We start from the raw sequence: 19,450 nt of genomic DNA, 5'->3' as shown, positions 1-19,450 counted from the left end.
CCGGGGTCAGGCCGCCTCCAGCAAGGGGCTCGCGTGGTGGTGCAGCCACGCCCGGTACGGAGGCGTGCGCAGAGCGGCCTCGCGGTAGGCGTCGCGGAGGTCCTCGTAGACCTCGGCGTGCGCGCCGGGGCGGGTCGCCAGCAGCAGCCGCACGGCGAGGGGGTCCCCGCACAGCGGCCGGATCGCCATGTCCTCGCGCGGCCCGGAGGTGGGCTGGCAGGGGGCGACCGCCTCGCCGGAGATGATCAGCGAGGTCGCCGTGTGGTAGTCGGTGTGCAGCACCGGCGGGTCGAGCCCGGCCCCGGCGAAGACCCGGCGCAGGCCGTCCCATTCGCCGTCGACCGACGGGTCCACCGCCCAGCGGTCGGCGGCCAGGTCCCCTAAGGAGACGATCTCCTGCCCCGCCGCGGGATGGTCCCTCGGCATCGAGACGAACTGCGGTTCGCGTTCCATCAGCACGTGCGTCTGGAGCCCCTCGGGCACCCGCAGCGGGCTGCCCTCCACCTCGTGGACGAACGCCACGTCCAGCTGCCCCGCGGCGACCATCCTGAGCAGCGCGTTCGCGGAGACGTCCACCAGGAGGGAGGTCTCGGTGTCCGGCAGCCGCCGGTGGAGCCGGCGCAGCCATCCCGGCAGTGCCCGGCTGGCCGTCGATCCGATGCGCAGCCGCGGGCCGTGGGCCTGTGCGCGGGCCTCCGCCACCAGGGCGGCCATGTCGGCGAGAAGGGGCCGGGCCCGGCCCAGTACGGTGCGGCCGAAAGGAGTGGGCCGGCAGCCGGTCCGCTCGCGCAGGAACAGCTCGCCGTCCAGGGCCCGTTCGATTCGGCGTAACTGCGTCGTCAACGAGGGCTGGCTCACGCCGAGTTGCCGGGCAGCCTTGTGCAGACTGCCGGCGTCGGCGATGGCGCACAGCGCGCGCAGGTGCCTGACCTCAAGCTCCATGCCCCGAGGGTAGGCCGGGCCCGTGGACCGCACCAGCCACCTATAGCCCCCCGAATCCCGCCATTCTCACGCTAGTTGGGCTGTCGAAATCCTCCCGATAGGCCGGCGCTATCGGGCAGTGACATCATCCGCCGGCCAGTTCCGCTCCCGCAGACTCCGGTACCGAAAGACCCACCCCCCACCGCACCGGATGAGTAGGAGCTCCCCCACATGCGCCACTCCCGTAAGGCCGTGCTGTCGACCGCCGTCGGCATCGGCCTCGCCGCCGCCCTCGGCGCCGTCCCCACCGCCGCCGCCGCGCCCGCCCCCGTCGGCAATGCCGCGAGCTTCGCGGCGTACGAGCGCTCGCCGGAGAACGCGGCCGCCAACCGCGCCTTCTTCGACGCCGTGCAGCGCTCGGTCGCCGAGCAGCGTGCCGCCAACCCGGGCGCCCTCGCCGTCACCGTCACGTACAACACCCGCAACGCGCCGAGCTTCCGTACCCAGATAGCCACCTCCACCCGCATCTGGAACAGCTCGGTGAGCAACGTGAAGCTGCAGGAGGTGTCCTCCGGCGGGAACTTCTCATACCGCGAGGGCAACGACTCGCGCGGCTCGTACGCGAGCACCGACGGGCACGGCCGGGGCTACATCTTCCTCGACTACCGGCAGAACCAGCAGTACGACTCCACCCGGGTGACCTCGCACGAGACCGGCCACGTGCTGGGCCTGCCGGACCACTACTCGGGCCCATGCAGCGAGCTGATGTCGGGCGGCGGCCCGGGCACCTCGTGCCGGAACGCCACCCCGAACTCCACCGAGCGGGCACGCGTCAACCAGCTCTGGGCCAACGGCTTCGCCTCCGGCCTGGGCGCGAAGGAACTCGCGCCCACCGGCTGAGTCACCGATCCTCGCGCTCCGCGTCCGCGTAGTCCGCGCAGTCGGGGTTCCGGCAGGGACCCCGGCTCCACACCGGGATGAAGACCCCGAGGGACTTGCGCCGCCTGACCACCGTGTCGACGCGGAGCCCGCAGGCCGGGCACGTCCGCTGTTCGTGCCCGGCCTGCGGGGCCACCCGCGCGTGTGCGTGTTGCTGTTCACCGGCCATACCTCCACGGTAGGCCGGTTTTGGCACGTTCGTCGGGTCGGCCCTTGCGGACGCGGGTGCTGACGATCCGGCCGTCGCCGAGGGTGGCGACCGTCGGTGAGGGGCGCGTCGAAGCGCTTCGGCGGGAGGTCGGCGATGCCGAGGTGCTCGCGGCCACCGCCTCCCGTACGGGTGCCTCAGCCCCTCGGCTTGCGCCACATCGGCCACATCAGGGGCCCGTCCGGCAGCCGTACCGCCTCACCGGTGAACTCCCAGCCGAGTCGCTCGTACAGCCCCTTGCTGCGCTCGCTGCTCGCCTCCAGGTACGCCGGAACGCCCTCGCGGTCGCAGCGCTCCAGCACCGGCCGCATCAGCTCGGTGCCCAGCCCCTCCCCCTGCCGGCCCGGGGCGACCGCGATCATCAGCAGGTACTCGTGCTCCTCCGAGGTCGGGTGCACCGCGCCCGTCAGCCGCCCGACCAGCTCGCACCGCTCGTTGTCGGGGTCTGCCACGGCCCGCATCCTCGCCGGGACCTCGTCCTCGCCCTCCGGTTCGCCGGCGGGGATCCGCAGCCACAGCGCCGCCGCCGAGCCGTCCACGGCGTAGTCGATGCGGCCGTCGGCCAGCGCGACGTCCACGAAGACGCCGAGGAACCTTTCGTGAACGGCGGCCCGGTGCACCGGGTCCGGGAAGACCCAGCTGCTCACCGGGTCTGTGCGAAAGGCCTCGTCGAGCAGCCGCGCCACCGCGTCCCGGTCCGCCTGATCCGCCTGACGTATCTCCAGCGCCACTGGTCACACCCTTCGCTCACGTGTCAACAACCGTCAGCGATCCTAGAGTTGGCGCCCGGATGCGGTAAGGCCCGTTCCGGCACCGTGCGGTACCGGAACGGGCCTCCCCCCGTTACGCCGTGGCGCGGGACGCCGTGGCGCGTGGCCGTGGCGCGTGGCGCTCATCTCGTACGGCGCGTCACGAACTCCGCCAGCGCCAGCAGCCCGCCCGCCGCCCCGAGGTCCGGAACGGCCCGGGACAGCTGCTGGACCGCCCGGCCCATCCGGTCCGCGGCGTGGGCCTGCGCCCAGTCGCGGCCGCCGGCCCGGTCCACCGCGTCGGCCGCCCTGTGTACGTCGTCCCCGGTCATGGGACCGGCGTACAGCCCGGCCAGCTCCTCGCCCGCCCCGGTGCCCGAGGTGAGGGCGGCCACGACCGGCAGGGACTTCTTGCGGGCGACCAGATCGGCCCCGGCGGCCTTGCCGGTGTGCCCCGGGTCCCCCCAGATGCCGATCAGGTCGTCGATCAGCTGGAAGGCCAGGCCCGCCTCCCGGCCGAAGGCGTCCATGGCGTCGACCTCGTCCGGTCCGGCCCCCGCGTACAGCGCGCCCAGCGCGCACGCGCAGCCCAGCAGCGCCCCCGTCTTGGCCGTCGCCATGGCCAGGCACTCGTCGAGCGACACGTCCGGGCGCTGCTCGAAGGCGCAGTCGGCCTGCTGGCCCGCGCACAGCTCGATGGTGCAGGCCGAGAGCCGGGACGAGGCCGCCGCCGCGGCGGGGTGCGGGTCCTGCGCGAGCAGTCGCAGTGCGAGCGCCATCATGGCGTCGCCCGTGATGATCGCGTCCGGTGTGCCGAAGACGGTCCACGCGGTGGCCCGGCCTCGCCGGCGGACGTCCTTGTCGATGACGTCGTCGTGGAGCAGCGTGAAGTTGTGCGCCAGCTCCACCGCGACGGCCGCCCGTACGGCGTGGTCGACGGGGCCGCCGCCCGGGCCCTGGAGGGCCTGGGCCGCGGCCAGTACCAGGGCCGGCCGGATGGCCTTGCCGGGGCTGCCCTCGGCCGGGGTGCCGTCCGCGTGTTCCCAGCCGAAGTGGTACATGGCCACGCGCCGCATCCCACCGGGCAGACTCTCGACGGTGCGGCGCAGTTCGGGGGTGACCGTTTCTCTCGTACGTTCCAGCAGGGCCGCGGCCTCCTGGCCCTCGCCGGTCGCGATGGCGTTCACCTCGCTCAGCGCCAGCGGCCGATCTCGACGTTCTCCAGCACGCCGATCGCGTCCGGTACCAGCACCGCGGCGGAGAAGTACGCGGTGACCAGGTACGAGATGATCGCCTGCTCGCTGATCCCCATGAAGCGGACCGACAGGCTCGGCTCGATCTCGTCCGGGATGCCCGGCTGGTGCAGGCCGATCACGCCCTGCTCGTCCTCGCCGGTGCGCATGCACAGGATGGAGGTGGTGCGGGCGTCACTGATCGGGATCTTGTTGCTCGGGAAGATCGGCACCCCGCGCCAGGTGGTCACCCGGGTGCCGTCGACGTCCACGCTCTCCGGGTGGATCCCGCGCTTGTTGCACTCGCGGCCGAAGGCGGCGATGGCCTGGGGGTGCGCCAGGAAGAGCTTGGAGCCGCGCCGCATGCTGAGCAGCTGGTCCATGTCGTCGGGGGTGGGGCCGCCGTCGTGCGGCTGGATGCGCTGGTCGTAGTCGGCGTTGTGGAGCAGGCCGAAATCGCGGTTGTTGAGCATCTCGTGCTCCTGGCGCTCGCGCAGCGCCTCGACCGTGAGCCGCAGCTGCTGCTCGGTCTGGTTCATCGGCTGGTTGTAGAGGTCGGCGACGCGCGTGTGCACCCGCAGGACCGTCTGGGCGATGGAGAGCTCGTACTCACGGGGGCGGGCCTCGTAGTCCACGAAGGTGCCGGGCAGGACGGCCTCGCCCTGGTGGCCGGCCGAGAGGTCGATCTCCGCCTCGCCGTACGTGTTGGTGCGCTGGGCGGGCATGGAGCGTACGCGGTCGAGGTGCTCGCGCAGCGAGGGGACCCGGTCGGCCAGCAGCTGGAAGTCCTGCCGGGAGAGGGCGAGCGCGGTGCCGGGGGTGGCGGCGCGGGCGGTGTACTCCCAAATCGATTCTTCATCGACGAGCGAGTCCTCGCCGAAGTAGGCGCCGTCGGCGACGGTCCGCAGGACGGCGTCGTCCCCGTAGGGGCCGGGGCCGATCTGGTCGATGCGGCCGTGCGCGAGCAGGAAGACCTCGTCGGAGGGGCTGCCGAAGGAGGTCAGCTCCTGGCCGGCCTCGAAGTCGATCTGCCGGCACCGCTGGGCGAGCTCGCCGAGGACGTCGAGGTCCTCGTACTCGCGCAGCAGCGGGAGTTCGCCGAGCTCGGCCGGGATGACCTGCACCTGGGTCCCGGTCTTGACGAACTCCACGACGCCGTTGCCGACCGAGTAGCTCAGCCGGCGGTTCACCCGGTAGGTGCCGCCCTGCACCGACACCCACGGCAGCATCTTCAGCAGCCACCGCGAAGTGATCTCCTGCATCTGCGGCGCGGACTTGGTCGTGGTTGCCAAGTTCCGTGCGGCCGCCGTACCCAGACTGCGCTGCGGTGTCTGGACCTCGGACTCGGAACCTGCCTGGACCGACATGTCTTTCCCTTTCGATCACTCCATGGGTCTGCGGTAGGCACCCTTTCAGCACGCAATGTGGTGGGACCATTACACAAAAGGGTGGGACTACTCCGTGCCGGGATGGGCACCCTCTCGGATCGAACTCCCCGCCTGCGGGGCGCGGGAGGCCCGCGCCACCCACCTGTTTTCGGCCAAGCCGTGATCGCAGCCGAGCTTTAATTTGTATCTTGCATGCGAATTTTCTACGGTGGCCTCATGCGGCTGACGCGATTCACCGACCTGGCCCTGCGCACCCTGATGCGCCTGGCCGTCGAGGAGACGGACCTGCCGACCACGCGCGACGTGGCGGCGACGATGGAGGTCCCGTACACCCACACGGCCAAAGTGGTCGCCAGGCTGCAGCATCTCGGCCTCGTCGAGGCGCGGCGCGGCCGCGGCGGAGGGCTCACCCTGACCGCCGCCGGACGGGCCGCCTCGGTGGGCGCGGTGGTGCGCGAGCTGGAAGGCCCCGGCGACGTCGTGGACTGCGAGGGCACCGCCCCGTGCCCGCTGCGCGGGGCGTGCGTGCTGCGCGGCGCGCTGCGCCGCGCCCAGGAGGCGTTCTTCGCCACGCTGGACCCGCTGACGGTGGACGACCTGGTGGCAGCACCGACCGGGCCGCTCCTGCTGGGCATCGCGAGCCGGGCGCCCACGAGGGCCGAAGGTCCCTGACGCTCGGGGCCGAATGGCCGATTACCACTACCCGCCGAGAGCCATAGCCTCACCTCGACGGGAGATCGAACAGAAGTCCGCACCGCGGCGGGCCTCTGCGACCAAAAATACGCATCTAAGATGCCAATTTATGGACCAGTTCCACCACGCAAGGAGTTCCACATGCTGTCCGAGCAGTCGACCGCGACCGTCCGAGCCACCCTGCCCGCCGTCGGAGCGGCCATCGGGGACATAACAGAGCTCTTCTACACCAAGCTCTTCGCGGCCCACCCGGAGCTGCTCCGCGACCTCTTCAACCGGGGCAACCAGGCGGCGGGCCTGCAGAAGCAGGCGCTCGCCGGCTCCATCGCCGCCTTCGCGACCCACCTCGTCGAGCACCCGGACACCCGCCCCGACGTGATGCTCGGCCGTATCGCGCACAAGCACGCCAGCCTCGGCGTCACCCGAGAGCAGTACGCCGTGGTCCACCGGCACCTCTTCGCGGCGATCGCCGAGATCCTCGGCGAGGCCGTCACACCCGAGGTCGCCCAGGCCTGGGACGAGGTCTACTGGCTGATGGCGAACGCCCTCGTGGCCATCGAGGAGCGCCTCTACGCCGGGCACCGGATCGCCGCCGGCGACGTGTGGCGCGAGTGGACGGTCACCGGCCGGTCGGAGGAGACGGCCGACTGCGCCACCTTCCACATCGTCCCCGCGGACGGCGCCCCCGCGCCCGCGCACCTGCCCGGCCAGTACGTCTCGGTCCAGGTCGAACTCCCCGACGGAGCCCGCCAGATCCGCCAGTACAGCCTGTCCTCCTCGCCCGGCTCCGCGGTCCGCGCGATCACCGTGAAGCGGGTCCACGGACCGGCCGCGGGAGGCCCCGACGGCGAGGTGTCCAACCACCTGCACGCCCTCGTCCGGCCCGGCCACACGCTGCGGGTCTCCGCCCCGTACGGAGACCTGGTCCTGGAGGACTCCGGCGCTCCGATCCTGCTCGCCTCGGCGGGCATCGGCTGCACGCCGATGCTCTCGATGCTGGAGCACCTGGCCGACACCGGCTACGCCGCCCCGGTGACGGTGCTGCACGCCGACCGCTCCCCCGCGGACCACCCGCTGCGGGCCGACCACCGGGCCCTCACCCACAAGCTGGCCGACGCCTCGGCCCGCTTCTGGTACGAGCAGGACGCGGAACCGGGCGACGACACCGGCCTGATGGACCTGACCGACGTCGCGGTGGCCCCGGGCACCACGGCCTACCTGTGCGGACCTCTGCCCTTCATGCGGTCCGTGCGCGAGCAGCTGATCGCCAAGGGCGTGCCGGCGAGCGACATCCACTACGAGGTGTTCGGCCCCGACCTGTGGCTCGCTTCCGCTTGATCCCTGTCCGGATCGGCTCGCTCACCGTACGAAAACACTAGCCTCAGAAGGTCAGCCTCCACTAAACCGGAGCGTGATGGGTCGGGCACACAGGGTGTCCGACCCGCACCGCAACGAAGGAGGCGGCCATGGCCGCACCCATGTCCGCGGACCGGTTCATCAAGGCACTGAGGAACGAAGGCCTGACCGTCGTCGAGGTCGGCGCCTGGCGCACCCACAACCGCAACCACAAGGGCCCCTGGGGCCCCGTGCACGGCGTGATGATCCACCACACCGTCACGCGCGGCACCGCATACAGCGTCGAGCTCTGCCGCGACGGCCACAGCGCCCTCCCGGGACCGCTCTGCCACGGCGTGATCGCGAAGGACGGCCGCGTCCACCTGGTCGGCTACGGCCGCGCCAACCACGCCGGCCTCGGCGACCCCGACGTCCTGGCGGCGGTGATCGCGGAACGGCGGCTCCCGCCGGACAACGAGGCGACCACCGACGGCAACCGCCACTTCTACGGCTTCGAGTGCGTGAACCTCGGCGACGGCGCGGACCCCTGGCCCCCGGCCCAGATCGACGCCATCGCCCGCGCGGCGGCGGCCCTGTGCCGGGTGCACCGCTGGACGGCCCGCTCGGTCATCGGCCACCGCGAATGGCAGCCGGGCAAGGTCGACCCCCGCGGCTTCACGATGGACTCCCTCCGCAACCGCATCGCGGAACGCCTGAAGTAGCCACCGATGACGAAGTGGCGGCGAGCCGCGACTTCGTCATCCCAGGAACAGCGCGGGCCGACGCTCCAGGAAGTGCCTCAGCCGCAGCCGCTGCGTGTGGTGCATGAGCAGCGCGCCGAGATCGGCGGGCGCTACGAGGCACAGTTCCGAGCTCTCGTCCGAGATCGCCAGCGAGCCCCCGGTGACGCGGGCCGTGAAACAGACGTTGAACTGGCGGCGGACCTCGCCGTCGCTGTCCTCGGTGACGTGCCTCGGGTCCGTGTAGGTGCCGACCAGTCACGTGATCTCCACGTCGAGCCCGGTCTCCTCCTTGACCTCACGAACGGCCGTACCGGGCAGCGAGTCGCCCAGGTCCATCCCCCCACCGGGCACCGCCCACAGGCCCGATCCGGCGGACCCGGACTGCGACGTGTGCGGGGCGCTGGTCGTGCAGCGCGCGGAGTGCTATCGACTTCGGGACCGGTCGGGGGTCGTGGACTGCAACGTGGAGATCCGTCAGCACCCGCACACGGAGGTGAGCCGATGACCCGCGCCGCGCTCCGCTACGTCCCCCACACCATCCGGCACGCCCCCGAAGGCGGGGTGACCTACGAAGCGCTCTGCGTCGCCGAGGGCTGGGGAGCCGAGTCCGGTGCTCACGACGAACAGGCGGACGCGCAGGACGGGGCGCTCCGGCACGCCGGGCGGACGGGGCACGACCTGTTCCGGCGCGTGTTCACGGATCACGCGCGCTTCACCCGCGAGACGTAGATCCCGGCCCGCTGGGCGACGGCGATCAGGACAGTCCAGCGCGCCGGCTCCGGCCCCGCTCACTCCACCCGCATGGTGTGGGCGGGGCTCTGACGTGCGACGGCACGGGCGAGAGCGCCCCACAATGGACGGGTGAATCGCCCCGCGAACGTTGACGTGCTCTTGCAGCCACGCCCGCCGTCCCCGTTGCAGGAGATCCGTGACGACAGGTTCGAGCGGCACGGCGTCCGCCTGCTGCTGAAGCGGGACGACCTGATCCACACCACCGTCCCGTGGGACACGGACGTACTTGGACCAGTGGACCTGTACCCCCCCGGCAACAAGTGGCGCAAGCTCGCGCCGAACCTGCGCGCGGCCCTGGAGGCGGGCCACGACCGGCTGGTCACCTTCGGCGGGGCGTACTCGAACCATCTGCGGGCCACCGCGGCCGCCGGGCGGCTGCTGGGCCTCCGGACGGTCGGCATCGTGCGGGGCGACGAGCTGGCCGGCCGCCCGCTGAACGACTCCCTCGCCCGGTGCGCGGCCGACGGCATGCGGCTGCACTTCGTCTCCCGCTCCCGCTACCGGGCCAAGGCCGATCCGCAGGCACTCGCCGCGCTGCTGGAGGAGGCGGGCGCGACCGGCGCGTACGTGGTCCCCGAGGGCGGCAGCAACGCCCTCGCCCTGGCGGGCTGCGCGGAGCTGGGCCGGGAGCTCCACGGTGCAACCGACGTCGCGGCGGTGGCGTGCGGCACCGGCGGCACCCTGGCGGGCCTGGCCGCCGGCCTCGCCCCCGGGCAGCGGGCCCTGGGCGTCCCTGTCCTGGCCGGCGGCTTCCTGTCTGCGGAGATACGTTCTCTCCAGAGCGAGGCTTACGGCGGACCGGCCGGCGACTGGTCCCTGGCCGAGGACTTCCACCACGGCGGCTACGCCCGCGTCCCGGCGGCCCTGGAGTCCTTCGCCGCCGACTTCGCCTCCCGCCACGGCTTCCCGGTGGAACGCATCTACGTGGCCAAACTCCTCTGGGCGCTGACCACCCTCACCGCCACCGGCGCCTTCCCGCCCGGCACGACCGTCACCGCGATCATCACCGGCCGCCCCTAGCGAGAGCCGCCAGGAACGAGGTGGGTGGCGTGCAGCAGCCCGTAGGGGCCGGCGGGTCCACGGTGCCACGAACCATGAGCCCGGACGTCACCCCACCCGGCACCGGCCCCGGCGCCGGCCCCCCACCGCACCGCCGCCCCGCAGGGACCCGCAGGGGCTACGTCGACTCCCGGTACGCCGCCGCCTCCTCCAGGTCCAGCCTGCGCAGCAGCGCCCGCATCATCTCGTCGTCGATCCGCCGGCCGTCCCGCAGCGCGACGAACACCTCCCGCTCCGCCTCGATCATCTCCCCCGCGAGGCGCCGGTAGATGTCGTCCGCGGACTCCCCCGTCAGCGGGTTGACCTCGCCGAGCCGTTCCCACACGGCGTTGCGCCGCCGTTCCAGCACCGTCCGCAGCCGGTCCGCCAGCGGCGGCGGCAGTGTGGCGTTCTCCGGTTCCTCCAGCAGCTCCGCCAGCCGTTCCTCCGCCGCCCGCGAGGCCTCGCTCTGCGCCTGCGCCTCCGCCAGCGTCTCGGCCCGCTCGTCCTTCGGCGGCAGCTTCAGCACCTTGATCAGCGGCGGCAGCGTCAGCCCCTGCACCACCAGCGTGCCGATGACCGTCGTGAAGGTCAGGAAGAGGATCAGGTTCCGGTGCGGCACCGAGATCGGCACGGAGAAGGCGATGGCCAGCGAGACCACACCACGCATCCCGGCCCAGCCCACGATCACCGGGGACTTCCAGTCGGTCTCCGGCTCCCGCTCCCGGATCCGGGGCGACATCCAGCGCGGCACGAAGGTCGCCGGGAACACCCACACGTAGCGGGCCGCCACCACCACGACGAACACCGCGACCGCGTACCAGGCCACGGCGGCGCCCTCGTACTCCCCCAGCCCCGTGAGGACCACCGGCAGCTGGAGGCCGATCAGCGCGAAGACGACCGACTCCAGGAGGAAGGCGACCATCTTCCACACCGCCTCCTCCTGCAACCGGGTGGCGAAGTCGACCTGCCAGTTGCGGTGCCCGAGGTACAGCGCGACCACGACCACGGCCAGCACCCCGGACGCGTGCACCCGCTCGGCCACCGCGTACGCCACGAAGGGGATCAGCAGCGAGAGGGTGTTCTGCAGCAGGGGCTCCCTCATCCGCTTGCGCAGCTGGTGGATCGGCACCATCAGCAGCAGGCCGACGCCGATCCCGCCCACCGAGGCCAGCAGGAACTCCGCGATGCCGCCCGCCCAGCCGGCGCTCACCCCGACCGCCGCCGCCAGCGCCACCTTGTACGCGGTGATCGCGGTGGCGTCGTTGACCAGGGACTCACCCTGCAGGATGGTCGTCAGCCGGTTCGGCAGCCGCAGCTTGCGGGCGACAGCCGTCGCGGCGACCGCGTCGGGCGGCGCGATCACCGCGCCCAGCACCAGCGCCACCGGCAGGGACAGCCCGGGCACCAACAGGTACGCCGCGTAGCCGACGGCGACGGTCGCGAAGAGCACGTAGCCGACCGACAGCAGCGCGATGGGCCTGATGTTGGCGCGCAGGTCCAGGTACGAGCTGTCCACGGAGGCCGTGTACAGCAGCGGCGGAAGCAGCAGCGGCAGCACGATGTGCGGGTCGAGGGTATAGGCGGGCACGCCGGGGACGTACGAGGCGGCCAGCCCGGCGGCGACGAGCAGGAGCGGCGCGGGTACCGGTGTGCGCCGCGCGAGCCCCGCCACGGCCGCGCTGCCCGCGACCAGTGCCACCAGCTGCAATACGTCCATCGAGGATCCGTCCTCCTTCGCCGTGCGCCCGCACCCTGGCCGTACGCTGGCCATCATGAGCGAGTGCACCCACGTTGCCGAACTGCCGCGCCCCGAGCCGGTCCCGTCTGCACAGACCTGCGCCGAATGTCTGGCGCTCGGCAGCCACCCGGTACAACTGCGGATGTGCCTGGGCTGCGGGCACGTGGCGTGCTGCGATTCCTCGCCGTTCCGGCATGCCACGGCGCACCACCACGAGAGCGGCCATCCGGTCATGCGGAGCTTCGAGCCGGGCGAGACCTGGCGATGGTGTTTCGTCGACGGTTCGATCGTGTGAGGCGGGGTAGTTCAACCCTCCGCCGGTTCCCCTGATTTGATCCCCGCAGACCCCTAGCCACTGTGTGTACCCATGGGCTTACCATCAGTCACTGGGTGCAGGACAGGGTGCTCAGAGCGGGCGTCACGAGGGGTGCCGCGACACGATCGCCCGGATCGCGGTAGCGTCACCGGCGAATAGAGCTCGTACCACCTTGGAGGTGAGGGTGTCCCAGATCGCAGGCGAGCCCGGGACTCAGGACTTCGTGGAAGTCCGGCTGCCCGCTGCGGGTGCCTACCTGTCGGTGCTGCGGACGGCCACGGCCGGCCTCGCGGCACGTTTGGACTTCACCCTCGACGAGATCGAGGACCTCCGCATCGCGGTGGACGAGGCCTGCGCGATCCTGCTCCAGCAGGCCGTGCCGGGCTCCGTCCTCAGTTGCGTCTTCCGGCTGATCGACGATTCGCTGGAGGTGACCGTCTCGGCACCGACCACGGACGGACGCGCGCCGGAGCGTGACACGTTCGCGTGGACGGTCCTGTCGGCGCTGGCCGGCAAGGTCGAGGCCACGGTCGAGGAGAACCGGACGGTGAGCATCAGCCTTTACAAACAACGCGGCGCGGGGCCAGGCCCGGCGTGAGCGGCGGGGAGATCCCGGTGCGGGGCGGGGATCGGCCCCGGGTACGGCACGAGGTCGACGGCGGCATCCCGGAGCAGCAGCACGCCCGGCCGCACCCGGCTGACGCGGATGCGGAAAACGGCTTTTTGGACTCGGCGGAGCGACGGGCGGGCCCTATGAGCGAGAACCAGCACGACCAATCACAGCCGGTACAGCCACCGAAGGCCGCTGCGCCGGCCCCGGTGGCGGGGTTCCCGGTGTCTCCGGCGCCTGCGGCGCTGCCCGATCCGCGCGACCGCAGCAGCGCGCGGGCCCTCTTCGTCGAGCTGCGGGCGCTGCCCGACGGCTCGGTGGAGAAGGCGGAGCTGCGCAACCGGCTGGTACGGATGCACCTGCCCCTGGTCGAGCACCTGGCGCGGCGCTTCCGCAACCGCGGTGAGCCGCTGGACGACCTGACCCAGGTCGCGACGATCGGTCTGATCAAGTCGGTGGACCGGTTCGACCCGGACCGCGGGGTCGAGTTCTCCACGTACGCCACGCCCACGGTAGTCGGCGAGATCAAGCGCCACTTCCGCGACAAGGGCTGGGCGGTGCGGGTGCCCCGGCGCCTGCAGGAGCTGCGGCTCTCGCTGACGACCGCCACGGCCGAACTCTCCCAGCAGCACGGCCGCTCCCCGACGGTGCACGAGCTGGCCGAGCGGCTGGGCATCTCCGAGGAGGAGGTGCTGGAGGGGCTGGAGTCGGCCAACGCCTACAGCACGCTCTCCCTGGACGTACCGGACACCGACGACGAGTCGCCGGCGGTCGCGGACACCTTGGGCGCGGAGGACGAGGCCCTGGAGGGCGTCGAGTACCGCGAGTCCCTCAAGCCGCTGCTGGAGGGACTGCCCCCGCGGGAGAAGCGGATCCTGCTGCTCCGGTTCTTCGGCAACATGACGCAGTCGCAGATCGCGCAGGAGGTCGGCATCTCCCAGATGCACGTCTCCCGCCTGCTGGCCCGCACCCTGGCCCAGCTCCGCGAGAAGCTCCTCGTCGAGGAGTGAGCCGAGGAGTGGGCGGACCGGCCCAGGAGAACGGACCGGCTCAGGAGGCGGAAGGCCCACCGATGCCGAGGGCCTCGGTCGCCGTCGGGTTCACCAGGAGTGCGACGACGGCCACCGAGGCCACCGCGAGGGCTGCCGCGGCGGCGGTCATGGCACCGCCGGTGGTGTAGAGCGTCCAGGCCACCGGCAGCGCCATCAGCTGGGTGATCAGTGCCGGGCCGCGGCTCCAGCGGCGGCCCAGGCGCAGTCCGCGGGCGGCGACCAGCGGCAGCGCGGCGAGAGCGAGCAGGGTGATGCCACCCGTCTCGGCCTGCTGCGGGGAGTCGGGGTCCCCGGCGATGCCGACGAACAGCATGTACACGCCGAGCCCGGCGAGCGCCAGGCCCTCCAGAGCGGTAAGCGCAGCCGCGGCGGTCAGCCGGCGGGGCAGCGCGGTCGGCGCTTCGACGGTGGGGGCGGGGGCCTTCGCGGGCTGCTTCTTACTCACCCATGCAGGGTAGCGGCGCCCTGGCGGAAGCCGGAGGGGACGGGCAGTAGGGTCGGCTCGTGAGGGGGTGGGTAGTCTGGCGCACATGCGTGCACTTCTCGTGGCCAACCCAGCAGCGACGACCACCAGTGCGCGCACGCGCGACGTCCTGATCCATGCCCTGGCCAGCGAGATGAAGCTGGAGGCGGTCACGACCGAGTACCGCGGGCACGCCCGGGACCTGGGGCGCAAGGCCGTGCACGAGGGGCTGGACCTCGTGGTCGCCCTGGGCGGCGACGGCACGGTCAACGAGGTGGTGAACGGGCTGCTGCACGACGGGCCCGATCCGGACCGGCTCCCCCGGCTGGCGGTGGTTCCCGGCGGCTCCACGAATGTGTTCGCCCGCGCCCTGGGGCTGCCCAACGACGCGGTCGAGGCGACGGGCGCACTGCTGGACGCGCTGCGCGAGCAACGCGAGCGGACGGTCGGCCTGGGCCTTGCGGCGGGGACTCCGGGCACGGAGGACGAGTCGGTTCCGGCGCGCTGGTTCACCTTCTGCGCGGGCTTCGGTTTCGACGCGGGTGTCGTTGGGCGGGTCGAGCAGCAGCGCGAGCGGGGCAAGCGTTCGACGCACGCCCTGTATGTGCGACAGCTGATGCGCCAGTTCTGGGAGGAGCCCAACCGCCGGCACGGGACGGTGACGCTGGAGCGCCCCGGTGCGGATCCGGTGGCCGGCCTGGTGCTGTCGATAGTGTGCAACACCTCACCGTGGACGTATCTGGGGAATCGTCCGCTTTACGCCTCTCCGGAGGCGTCGTTCGATACTGCGCTTGACGTATTGGCACTGAACCGTTTGTCAACTCCAGCCGTCGCCCGCTACGCGACACAGCTCCTGACCTCCACTCCTGAGCGGGGTCCGCACGGCAAGCACGCGGTGTCTCTGCACGATCTGACCGACTTCACCTTGCATTCGAAGGTTCCTCTCCCGTTCCAGATGGACGGTGATCACCTCGGACTGCGCACCAGCGTTCGGTTCACAGGCGTACGCCGTGCACTGCGTGTGATTGTGTGAGTAGAAGGGCCCGCAGGCCTTTCACTCGAACGTTTACACGCTGGTCCACCCTCACGATGTAGGGCTGTGACCTAGTAGACACCGACGAATCAAAAAAAACTTTCCGGAAGGGGTTGTATCCCCGTCCGAGGTTTGCGAATCTCTTCATGGCGATCGGGACAGCCCGCAAGACCCGGCACCCACACAGACCGCCAGAACCCCTCCACGAATCTCTGACTGATCACCCGCGTGAAACCGGGCGGTCGCCCTTCCCTCACGGAGGGATTCGTGAAAGCGTTCACATTCACAAGCAAAGTGCCCGCAATACAAGGAGATGGAGCAGCCATGGACTGGCGTCACAACGCCGTTTGCCGCGAGGAAGACCCGGAACTCTTCTTCCCCATCGGCAACACCGGTCCTGCGCTGCTGCAGATCGAGGAAGCCAAGGCCGTCTGCCGCCGCTGCCCCGTCATGGAGCAGTGCCTGCAGTGGGCGCTCGAGTCCGGTCAGGACTCCGGCGTCTGGGGCGGTCTCAGCGAGGACGAGCGCCGCGCCATGAAGCGCCGCGCCGCTCGCAACCGGGCGCGCAACGCCAGCGCCTGACAAACGACTTTCGAGCCTCGACGCGCAGCGCGCAGTAACCGAAAAGCGCTCAGCAACGTGCTCTTGAGCCCCGGACCGAAGTATTCGGTCCGGGGCTCAGTGCTGTGCCGCGACTACGCTGCGTGCAGCCGATCCGCAGGCCCCGCTGACGCTGTGTCACCGTACGGCTGCTACTTCTGCGGGCTGGACGGCAGGTCGAGGACGACCTTGGTGCCGCGCGGCTCGGCCCGGACCATGTCGAAGGTGCCGCCGAGCTCCCCCTCCACGAGGGTCCGTACGATCTGCAGTCCGAGATTGCCGGCCCGCTGCGGGTCGAAGCCCTCGGGCAGGCCGTCGCCGTCGTCGAGCACGGTGATCAGCAGCCGGCCGTCCTTGCGGCCGGTCCCGCTGCGCAGCGCGGCCACCTCCACGGTGCCCCGCTCCCCCTGGGGGAAGGCGTGCTCCAGGGCGTTCTGCAGGATCTCGGTCAGCACCATGGACAGCGGGGTGGCGACCTCCGCGTCGAGGATCCCGAAGCGGCCGGTGCGCCGGCAGTCGACCTTGCCCGGCGAGATCTCCGAGACCATCGCGATGACACGGTCGGCGATCTCGTCGAACTCGACCCGCTCGTCGAGGTTCTGAGAGAGCGTCTCGTGCACGATCGCGATCGAACCGACGCGGCGCACCGCCTCGTTGAGCGCCTCGCGGCCCTGGGGGGAATCCATGCGGCGGGCCTGGAGCCGCAACAGCGCGGCCACGGTCTGGAGGTTGTTCTTCACCCGGTGGTGGATCTCCCGGATGGTCGCGTCCTTGGTGATGAGTTCACGTTCGCGACGGCGCAGTTCCGTGACGTCGCGGCAGAGCACCAGGGAGCCGATCCGGGTGCCCTTCGGCTTGAGCGGGATGGCGCGCAGCTGGATGACGCCGCCGTTGCCCTCGACCTCCGTCTCGCGGGGGGCCCAGCCGCTGGCGAGCTTGACCAGTGCCTCGTCGACCGGGCCGCGGGAGGGCGCGAGTTCTGCTGTGGTGGCGCCGAGGTCCTGGCCGACCAGGTCGGAGGCGAGGCCGAGGCGGTGGTAGGCGGAGAGCGCGTTCGGGGAGGCGTAGGTGACCACGCCGTCGGCGTCGAGCCGGATCAGGCCGTCCCCCACGCGCGGGGAGGCGTCCATGTCGACCTGCTGGCCGGGGAAGGGGAAGGCGCCGGCCGCGATCATCTGCGCGAGGTCCGAGGCGGACTGGAGGTAGGTCAGCTCCAGCCGGCTGGGTGTACGCACAGTGAGCAGGTTGGTGTTGCGGGCGATCACTCCCAGTACGCGGCCCTCGCGGCGTACTGGGATCGACTCGACGCGGACCGGCACCTCCTCGCGCCACTCGGGGTCGCCCTCGCGCACGATGCGCCCCTCGTCGAGCGCGGCGTCCAGCAGCGGGCGGCGGCCGCGCGGCACCAGGTGGCCGACCATGTCGTCCTGGTACGAGGTGGGGCCGGTGTTGGGGCGCATCTGGGCGACCGAGACGTACCGGGTGCCGTCGAGGGTGGGCACCCACAGCACGAGGTCGGCGAAGGACAGGTCGGAGAGCAGCTGCCACTCCGAGACCAGCAGGTGCAGCCACTCCAGGTCGGTTTCTCCGAGAGCGGTGTGCTGGCGTACGAGGTCGTTCATGGAGGGCACGTTGCGAGCGTACCCCGGGTACGCACGATGACTTTCCCCACGACGGTACTCAGGAGTATCCAGGAGGGGCACCGGCCGCGTACTGTTGGAGGAAGTGACGGGTTTCCAGCTACCGTCATTGGATGGACAGATCAGAATGGTCTAGTCCAGAATTGACTCAGAGTCTCCGCCCTCCCCGCACAGGAGGACGGATCGAGGTAGCCGCGCGCTCTGCCCTGACCGCGCAGGCACCTCTCACCGGCCGCCGGGAACCGCACACCTGACGGCCGTAAGTACTCCGGGCTACGGTGCCGGACGGGTTGAGGGTCCCGTCCTGCACCGTGGCCCAGAGGAATTTTCGGGGCCTTTCACGGCCAGGCCAGCAGGGCCCGCTCCGCCACCGCCTCCAGCTCTTCCCGGGTCGCCCCGTCGCGTGACTGCTGGGACATCCCCTGGAGCACGGCTCCGGCATACCGGGCCAGCGCCCGCGCGTCCGTGTCTGCGGGCAGCTCGCCCGTGGCGATGTCGGCGCGGATCCGGCTCTCGAAGAGCTCCAGGTTGGCGTTGCGGCGCTCGCACAGCGCCTGGGCCACCTCATGGGAGGTGGTGTTGATCGCCGCGCTGATCACCATGCAGCCCGGCGGGTGGGCCGGGTCGGTGTAGACCTCGGCCGCCTCGCGCAGGATGCGCCCGACGGCGGCGCGGGCGGTGGGCTCCTCGGCCAGCGCCACGGCGGCGAAGTCGCCGTACCGGCTCCCGTACACCACGACGACCTCGTCGAAGAGCTTGCGCTTGTCGCCGAAGGCCGCGTAGAGGCTGGGGGCGCTGATGCCGATCGAAGCGGTCAGGTCGGAGATCGAGGTCGCCTCGTAGCCGCGCTCCCAGAAGGCCGTCATCGCCTTGTCCAGGGCGGCGTCACGGTCGAAGGAGCGGGGCCTGCCGCGCTGTCCGGTCACCATCCGCACATTCTATAGCGGGCCCTATGGAATCTGGTACGGTCCTTTCTGTAGCGACCACTAACGAATGCGGAGGGGGGCGCGTCATGGGCGTGCTCGAAGGAAAGACAGCGCTGGTCACGGGCGGCAGCCGGGGCATCGGCCGGGCCGTGGCGGAGCGGCTGGCACGGGACGGGGCACTGGTGGCGGTGCACTACGGCCGCAACGCGGCGGCGGCCGAGGAGGTCGTGGCGGCGATCGGCGCGGCCGGCGGGCGGGCCTTCGCCATCGGGGCCGAGCTGGGAGTCCCGGGGGACGCGCAGGCTCTCTGGGCGGCGTACGAGGCCCACCCCGCGCACACCGAGTCCGTGGACATCCTCGTCAACAACGCGGGTGCGGCGACCTTCGCGGGGATCGCGGACACCGACGAGGAGGCGTACGACCGGGCCCACGCGCTGAACGCCAAGGCGCCGTTCTTCGTAATCCAGCACGGGCTGGCGCGGCTGCGGGACAGCGGCCGGATCGTGAACGTGACCGGCACCCCGGACCTGGCGCTGCCGGCGATCCTCGCGACGGTCATGGCGAAGGGCGCGGCGAACGCCATGACGCGCTCGCTGGCCGCCGAGCTGGCTCCGCGGGGGATCACCGTGAACTCGGTGGGGCCGGGGATCACCGAGACGGACCTGAACGCCGCCCTGCTCGGGGACCCCGCGATCCGGGCCCACCTGGCCGCCCGCTCGGTCTTCCACCGGGTGGGCACGGCGGAGGAGGTGGCGGACGTGGTGGCCTTCCTGGCCTCGGCGGACTCCCGCTGGGTCACGGGCCAGCACCTGGACGCCACCGGCGGCCTGCAGCTGGCGCTGGCCTAGGGTCTGTATCGAGTTGCCCCGCGGAGCAAGGAGCGGCGTTCGGTGCGTGCCCTCGGCGTGCGGGACGCATGTCCTCGTAGCGGAGCCACTAGCTTGATCTTTAACGTCCGAGGTCGAACGGTGCCTCGTACTTGATCACTCGGTTCGGTAACCGCCGTACGCGGATACGGCCTTCGTCTGGAT

At 71.4% G+C, this 19,450-nt stretch carries 21 protein-coding genes and 1 pseudogene; 12 read left to right on the top strand and 10 right to left on the bottom strand.

Annotation, left to right across the window (positions count from 1 at the left end; genetic code table 11):
- Positions 1-6 precede the first annotated feature (6 nt).
- Positions 7-942, bottom strand: a complete 936-nt coding sequence (locus tag ACFWFZ_RS33275; RefSeq protein ID WP_387127560.1) for a LysR family transcriptional regulator — start codon at positions 940-942, stop codon at positions 7-9.
- A gap of 210 nt (positions 943-1,152) precedes the next feature.
- On the opposite strand from ACFWFZ_RS33275, the gene snpA reads away from it, so the two are divergent.
- Positions 1,153-1,821 (top strand): snapalysin, encoded by a 669-nt coding sequence (gene snpA, locus ACFWFZ_RS33270; RefSeq protein WP_387127558.1) that lies wholly within the window; start codon positions 1,153-1,155, stop codon positions 1,819-1,821.
- 1 nt (position 1,822) lies between these two features.
- Here snpA and ACFWFZ_RS33265 read toward each other — a convergent pair whose 3' ends face one another.
- The 4 genes from ACFWFZ_RS33265 to ACFWFZ_RS33250 form a co-directional block, all read right to left on the bottom strand.
- On the bottom strand, positions 1,823-2,029 hold the full coding sequence (locus ACFWFZ_RS33265) for a hypothetical protein (RefSeq protein ID WP_387127556.1): 207 nt from the start codon (positions 2,027-2,029) through the stop codon (positions 1,823-1,825).
- Between the two features lie 176 nt (positions 2,030-2,205).
- Entirely contained in the window at positions 2,206-2,799 is a 594-nt protein-coding gene (locus ACFWFZ_RS33260; RefSeq protein WP_387127554.1) for a GNAT family N-acetyltransferase, read from the bottom strand.
- A 161-nt stretch (positions 2,800-2,960) separates the two neighbouring features.
- Positions 2,961-4,019, bottom strand: a complete 1,059-nt coding sequence (locus ACFWFZ_RS33255; protein ID WP_387127592.1) for a family 2 encapsulin nanocompartment cargo protein polyprenyl transferase — start codon at positions 4,017-4,019, stop codon at positions 2,961-2,963.
- The gene (locus ACFWFZ_RS33250) at positions 4,010-5,416 is read right to left on the bottom strand and encodes a family 2B encapsulin nanocompartment shell protein (protein ID WP_387127552.1); all 1,407 of its coding nucleotides are present in this window, start codon (positions 5,414-5,416) and stop codon (positions 4,010-4,012) included. Before ACFWFZ_RS33250 ends, ACFWFZ_RS33255 begins: the two co-directional genes overlap by 10 nt.
- A 237-nt stretch (positions 5,417-5,653) precedes the next feature.
- Here ACFWFZ_RS33250 and ACFWFZ_RS33245 point away from each other — a divergent pair, with 237 nt between their 5' ends.
- The 3 genes from ACFWFZ_RS33245 (at position 5,654) to ACFWFZ_RS33235 (ending at position 8,187) form a co-directional block, all read left to right on the top strand.
- Positions 5,654-6,109 carry an RrF2 family transcriptional regulator gene (locus ACFWFZ_RS33245; RefSeq protein ID WP_387127550.1) on the top strand — a complete coding sequence of 152 codons (456 nt, stop codon included), beginning with the start codon at positions 5,654-5,656 and terminating at the stop codon, positions 6,107-6,109.
- A 162-nt stretch (positions 6,110-6,271) separates the two neighbouring features.
- Complete coding sequence (locus tag ACFWFZ_RS33240; protein WP_387127548.1) at positions 6,272-7,468, top strand: globin domain-containing protein; 1,197 nt, start codon at positions 6,272-6,274, stop codon at positions 7,466-7,468.
- Positions 7,469-7,596: 128 nt separating this feature from the next.
- On the top strand, positions 7,597-8,187 hold the full coding sequence (locus ACFWFZ_RS33235; protein WP_387127545.1) for an N-acetylmuramoyl-L-alanine amidase: 591 nt from the start codon (positions 7,597-7,599) through the stop codon (positions 8,185-8,187).
- A 36-nt stretch (positions 8,188-8,223) separates the two neighbouring features.
- Here the strand turns inward: ACFWFZ_RS33235 and ACFWFZ_RS33230 are convergent.
- Positions 8,224-8,568: pseudogene (locus ACFWFZ_RS33230) on the bottom strand (NUDIX hydrolase); the annotation flags it as partial.
- Positions 8,569-8,709: 141 nt separating this feature from the next.
- On the opposite strand from ACFWFZ_RS33230, the gene ACFWFZ_RS33225 reads away from it, so the two are divergent.
- Positions 8,710-8,937, top strand: a complete 228-nt coding sequence (locus ACFWFZ_RS33225; RefSeq protein WP_387127543.1) for a hypothetical protein — start codon at positions 8,710-8,712, stop codon at positions 8,935-8,937.
- Positions 8,938-9,093: 156 nt separating this feature from the next.
- Positions 9,094-10,020 (top strand): 1-aminocyclopropane-1-carboxylate deaminase/D-cysteine desulfhydrase, encoded by a 927-nt coding sequence (locus ACFWFZ_RS33220; protein ID WP_387127541.1) that lies wholly within the window; start codon positions 9,094-9,096, stop codon positions 10,018-10,020.
- A 157-nt stretch (positions 10,021-10,177) separates the two neighbouring features.
- On the opposite strand, the gene ACFWFZ_RS33215 is transcribed toward ACFWFZ_RS33220, so the two are convergent.
- Positions 10,178-11,758 (bottom strand): Na+/H+ antiporter, encoded by a 1,581-nt coding sequence (locus ACFWFZ_RS33215; RefSeq protein ID WP_387127539.1) that lies wholly within the window; start codon positions 11,756-11,758, stop codon positions 10,178-10,180.
- A 55-nt stretch (positions 11,759-11,813) separates the two neighbouring features.
- On the opposite strand from ACFWFZ_RS33215, the gene ACFWFZ_RS33210 reads away from it, so the two are divergent.
- The 3 genes from ACFWFZ_RS33210 (at position 11,814) to ACFWFZ_RS33200 (ending at position 13,715) form a co-directional block, all read left to right on the top strand.
- On the top strand, positions 11,814-12,074 hold the full coding sequence (locus ACFWFZ_RS33210) for a UBP-type zinc finger domain-containing protein (RefSeq protein ID WP_356815187.1): 261 nt from the start codon (positions 11,814-11,816) through the stop codon (positions 12,072-12,074).
- 205 nt (positions 12,075-12,279) lie between these two features.
- Positions 12,280-12,693, top strand: a complete 414-nt coding sequence (locus ACFWFZ_RS33205) for an anti-sigma regulatory factor (protein ID WP_030012703.1) — start codon at positions 12,280-12,282, stop codon at positions 12,691-12,693.
- 11 nt (positions 12,694-12,704) lie between these two features.
- Entirely contained in the window at positions 12,705-13,715 is a 1,011-nt protein-coding gene (locus ACFWFZ_RS33200; protein ID WP_387127589.1) for an RNA polymerase sigma factor SigF, read from the top strand.
- Positions 13,716-13,755: 40 nt separating this feature from the next.
- On the opposite strand, the gene ACFWFZ_RS33195 is transcribed toward ACFWFZ_RS33200, so the two are convergent.
- Entirely contained in the window at positions 13,756-14,202 is a 447-nt protein-coding gene (locus tag ACFWFZ_RS33195) for a hypothetical protein (protein WP_387127537.1), read from the bottom strand.
- Positions 14,203-14,287: 85 nt separating this feature from the next.
- Between ACFWFZ_RS33195 and ACFWFZ_RS33190 the strand changes: the two genes are divergently transcribed.
- Positions 14,288-15,253, top strand: coding sequence for a diacylglycerol/lipid kinase family protein (locus ACFWFZ_RS33190; protein ID WP_387127535.1), 966 nt, complete (start codon positions 14,288-14,290; stop codon positions 15,251-15,253).
- Between the two features lie 324 nt (positions 15,254-15,577).
- Complete coding sequence (locus ACFWFZ_RS33185; protein ID WP_003953983.1) at positions 15,578-15,835, top strand: WhiB family transcriptional regulator; 258 nt, start codon at positions 15,578-15,580, stop codon at positions 15,833-15,835.
- 170 nt (positions 15,836-16,005) lie between these two features.
- Here ACFWFZ_RS33185 and ACFWFZ_RS33180 read toward each other — a convergent pair whose 3' ends face one another.
- Complete coding sequence (locus tag ACFWFZ_RS33180) at positions 16,006-17,475, bottom strand: sensor histidine kinase (RefSeq protein WP_387127587.1); 1,470 nt, start codon at positions 17,473-17,475, stop codon at positions 16,006-16,008.
- Positions 17,476-17,831: 356 nt separating this feature from the next.
- Positions 17,832-18,422 (bottom strand): TetR/AcrR family transcriptional regulator, encoded by a 591-nt coding sequence (locus tag ACFWFZ_RS33175; RefSeq protein WP_387127533.1) that lies wholly within the window; start codon positions 18,420-18,422, stop codon positions 17,832-17,834.
- A gap of 83 nt (positions 18,423-18,505) precedes the next feature.
- On the opposite strand from ACFWFZ_RS33175, the gene ACFWFZ_RS33170 reads away from it, so the two are divergent.
- Positions 18,506-19,267 (top strand): SDR family oxidoreductase, encoded by a 762-nt coding sequence (locus tag ACFWFZ_RS33170; protein WP_387127531.1) that lies wholly within the window; start codon positions 18,506-18,508, stop codon positions 19,265-19,267.
- Positions 19,268-19,450 lie beyond the last annotated feature (183 nt).

Source organism: Streptomyces sp. NPDC060232 (genome assembly GCF_042726555.1).
Lineage (GTDB): Bacteria > Actinomycetota > Actinomycetes > Streptomycetales > Streptomycetaceae > Streptomyces.
This window is presented reverse-complemented; position numbering and strand designations above follow the sequence as displayed.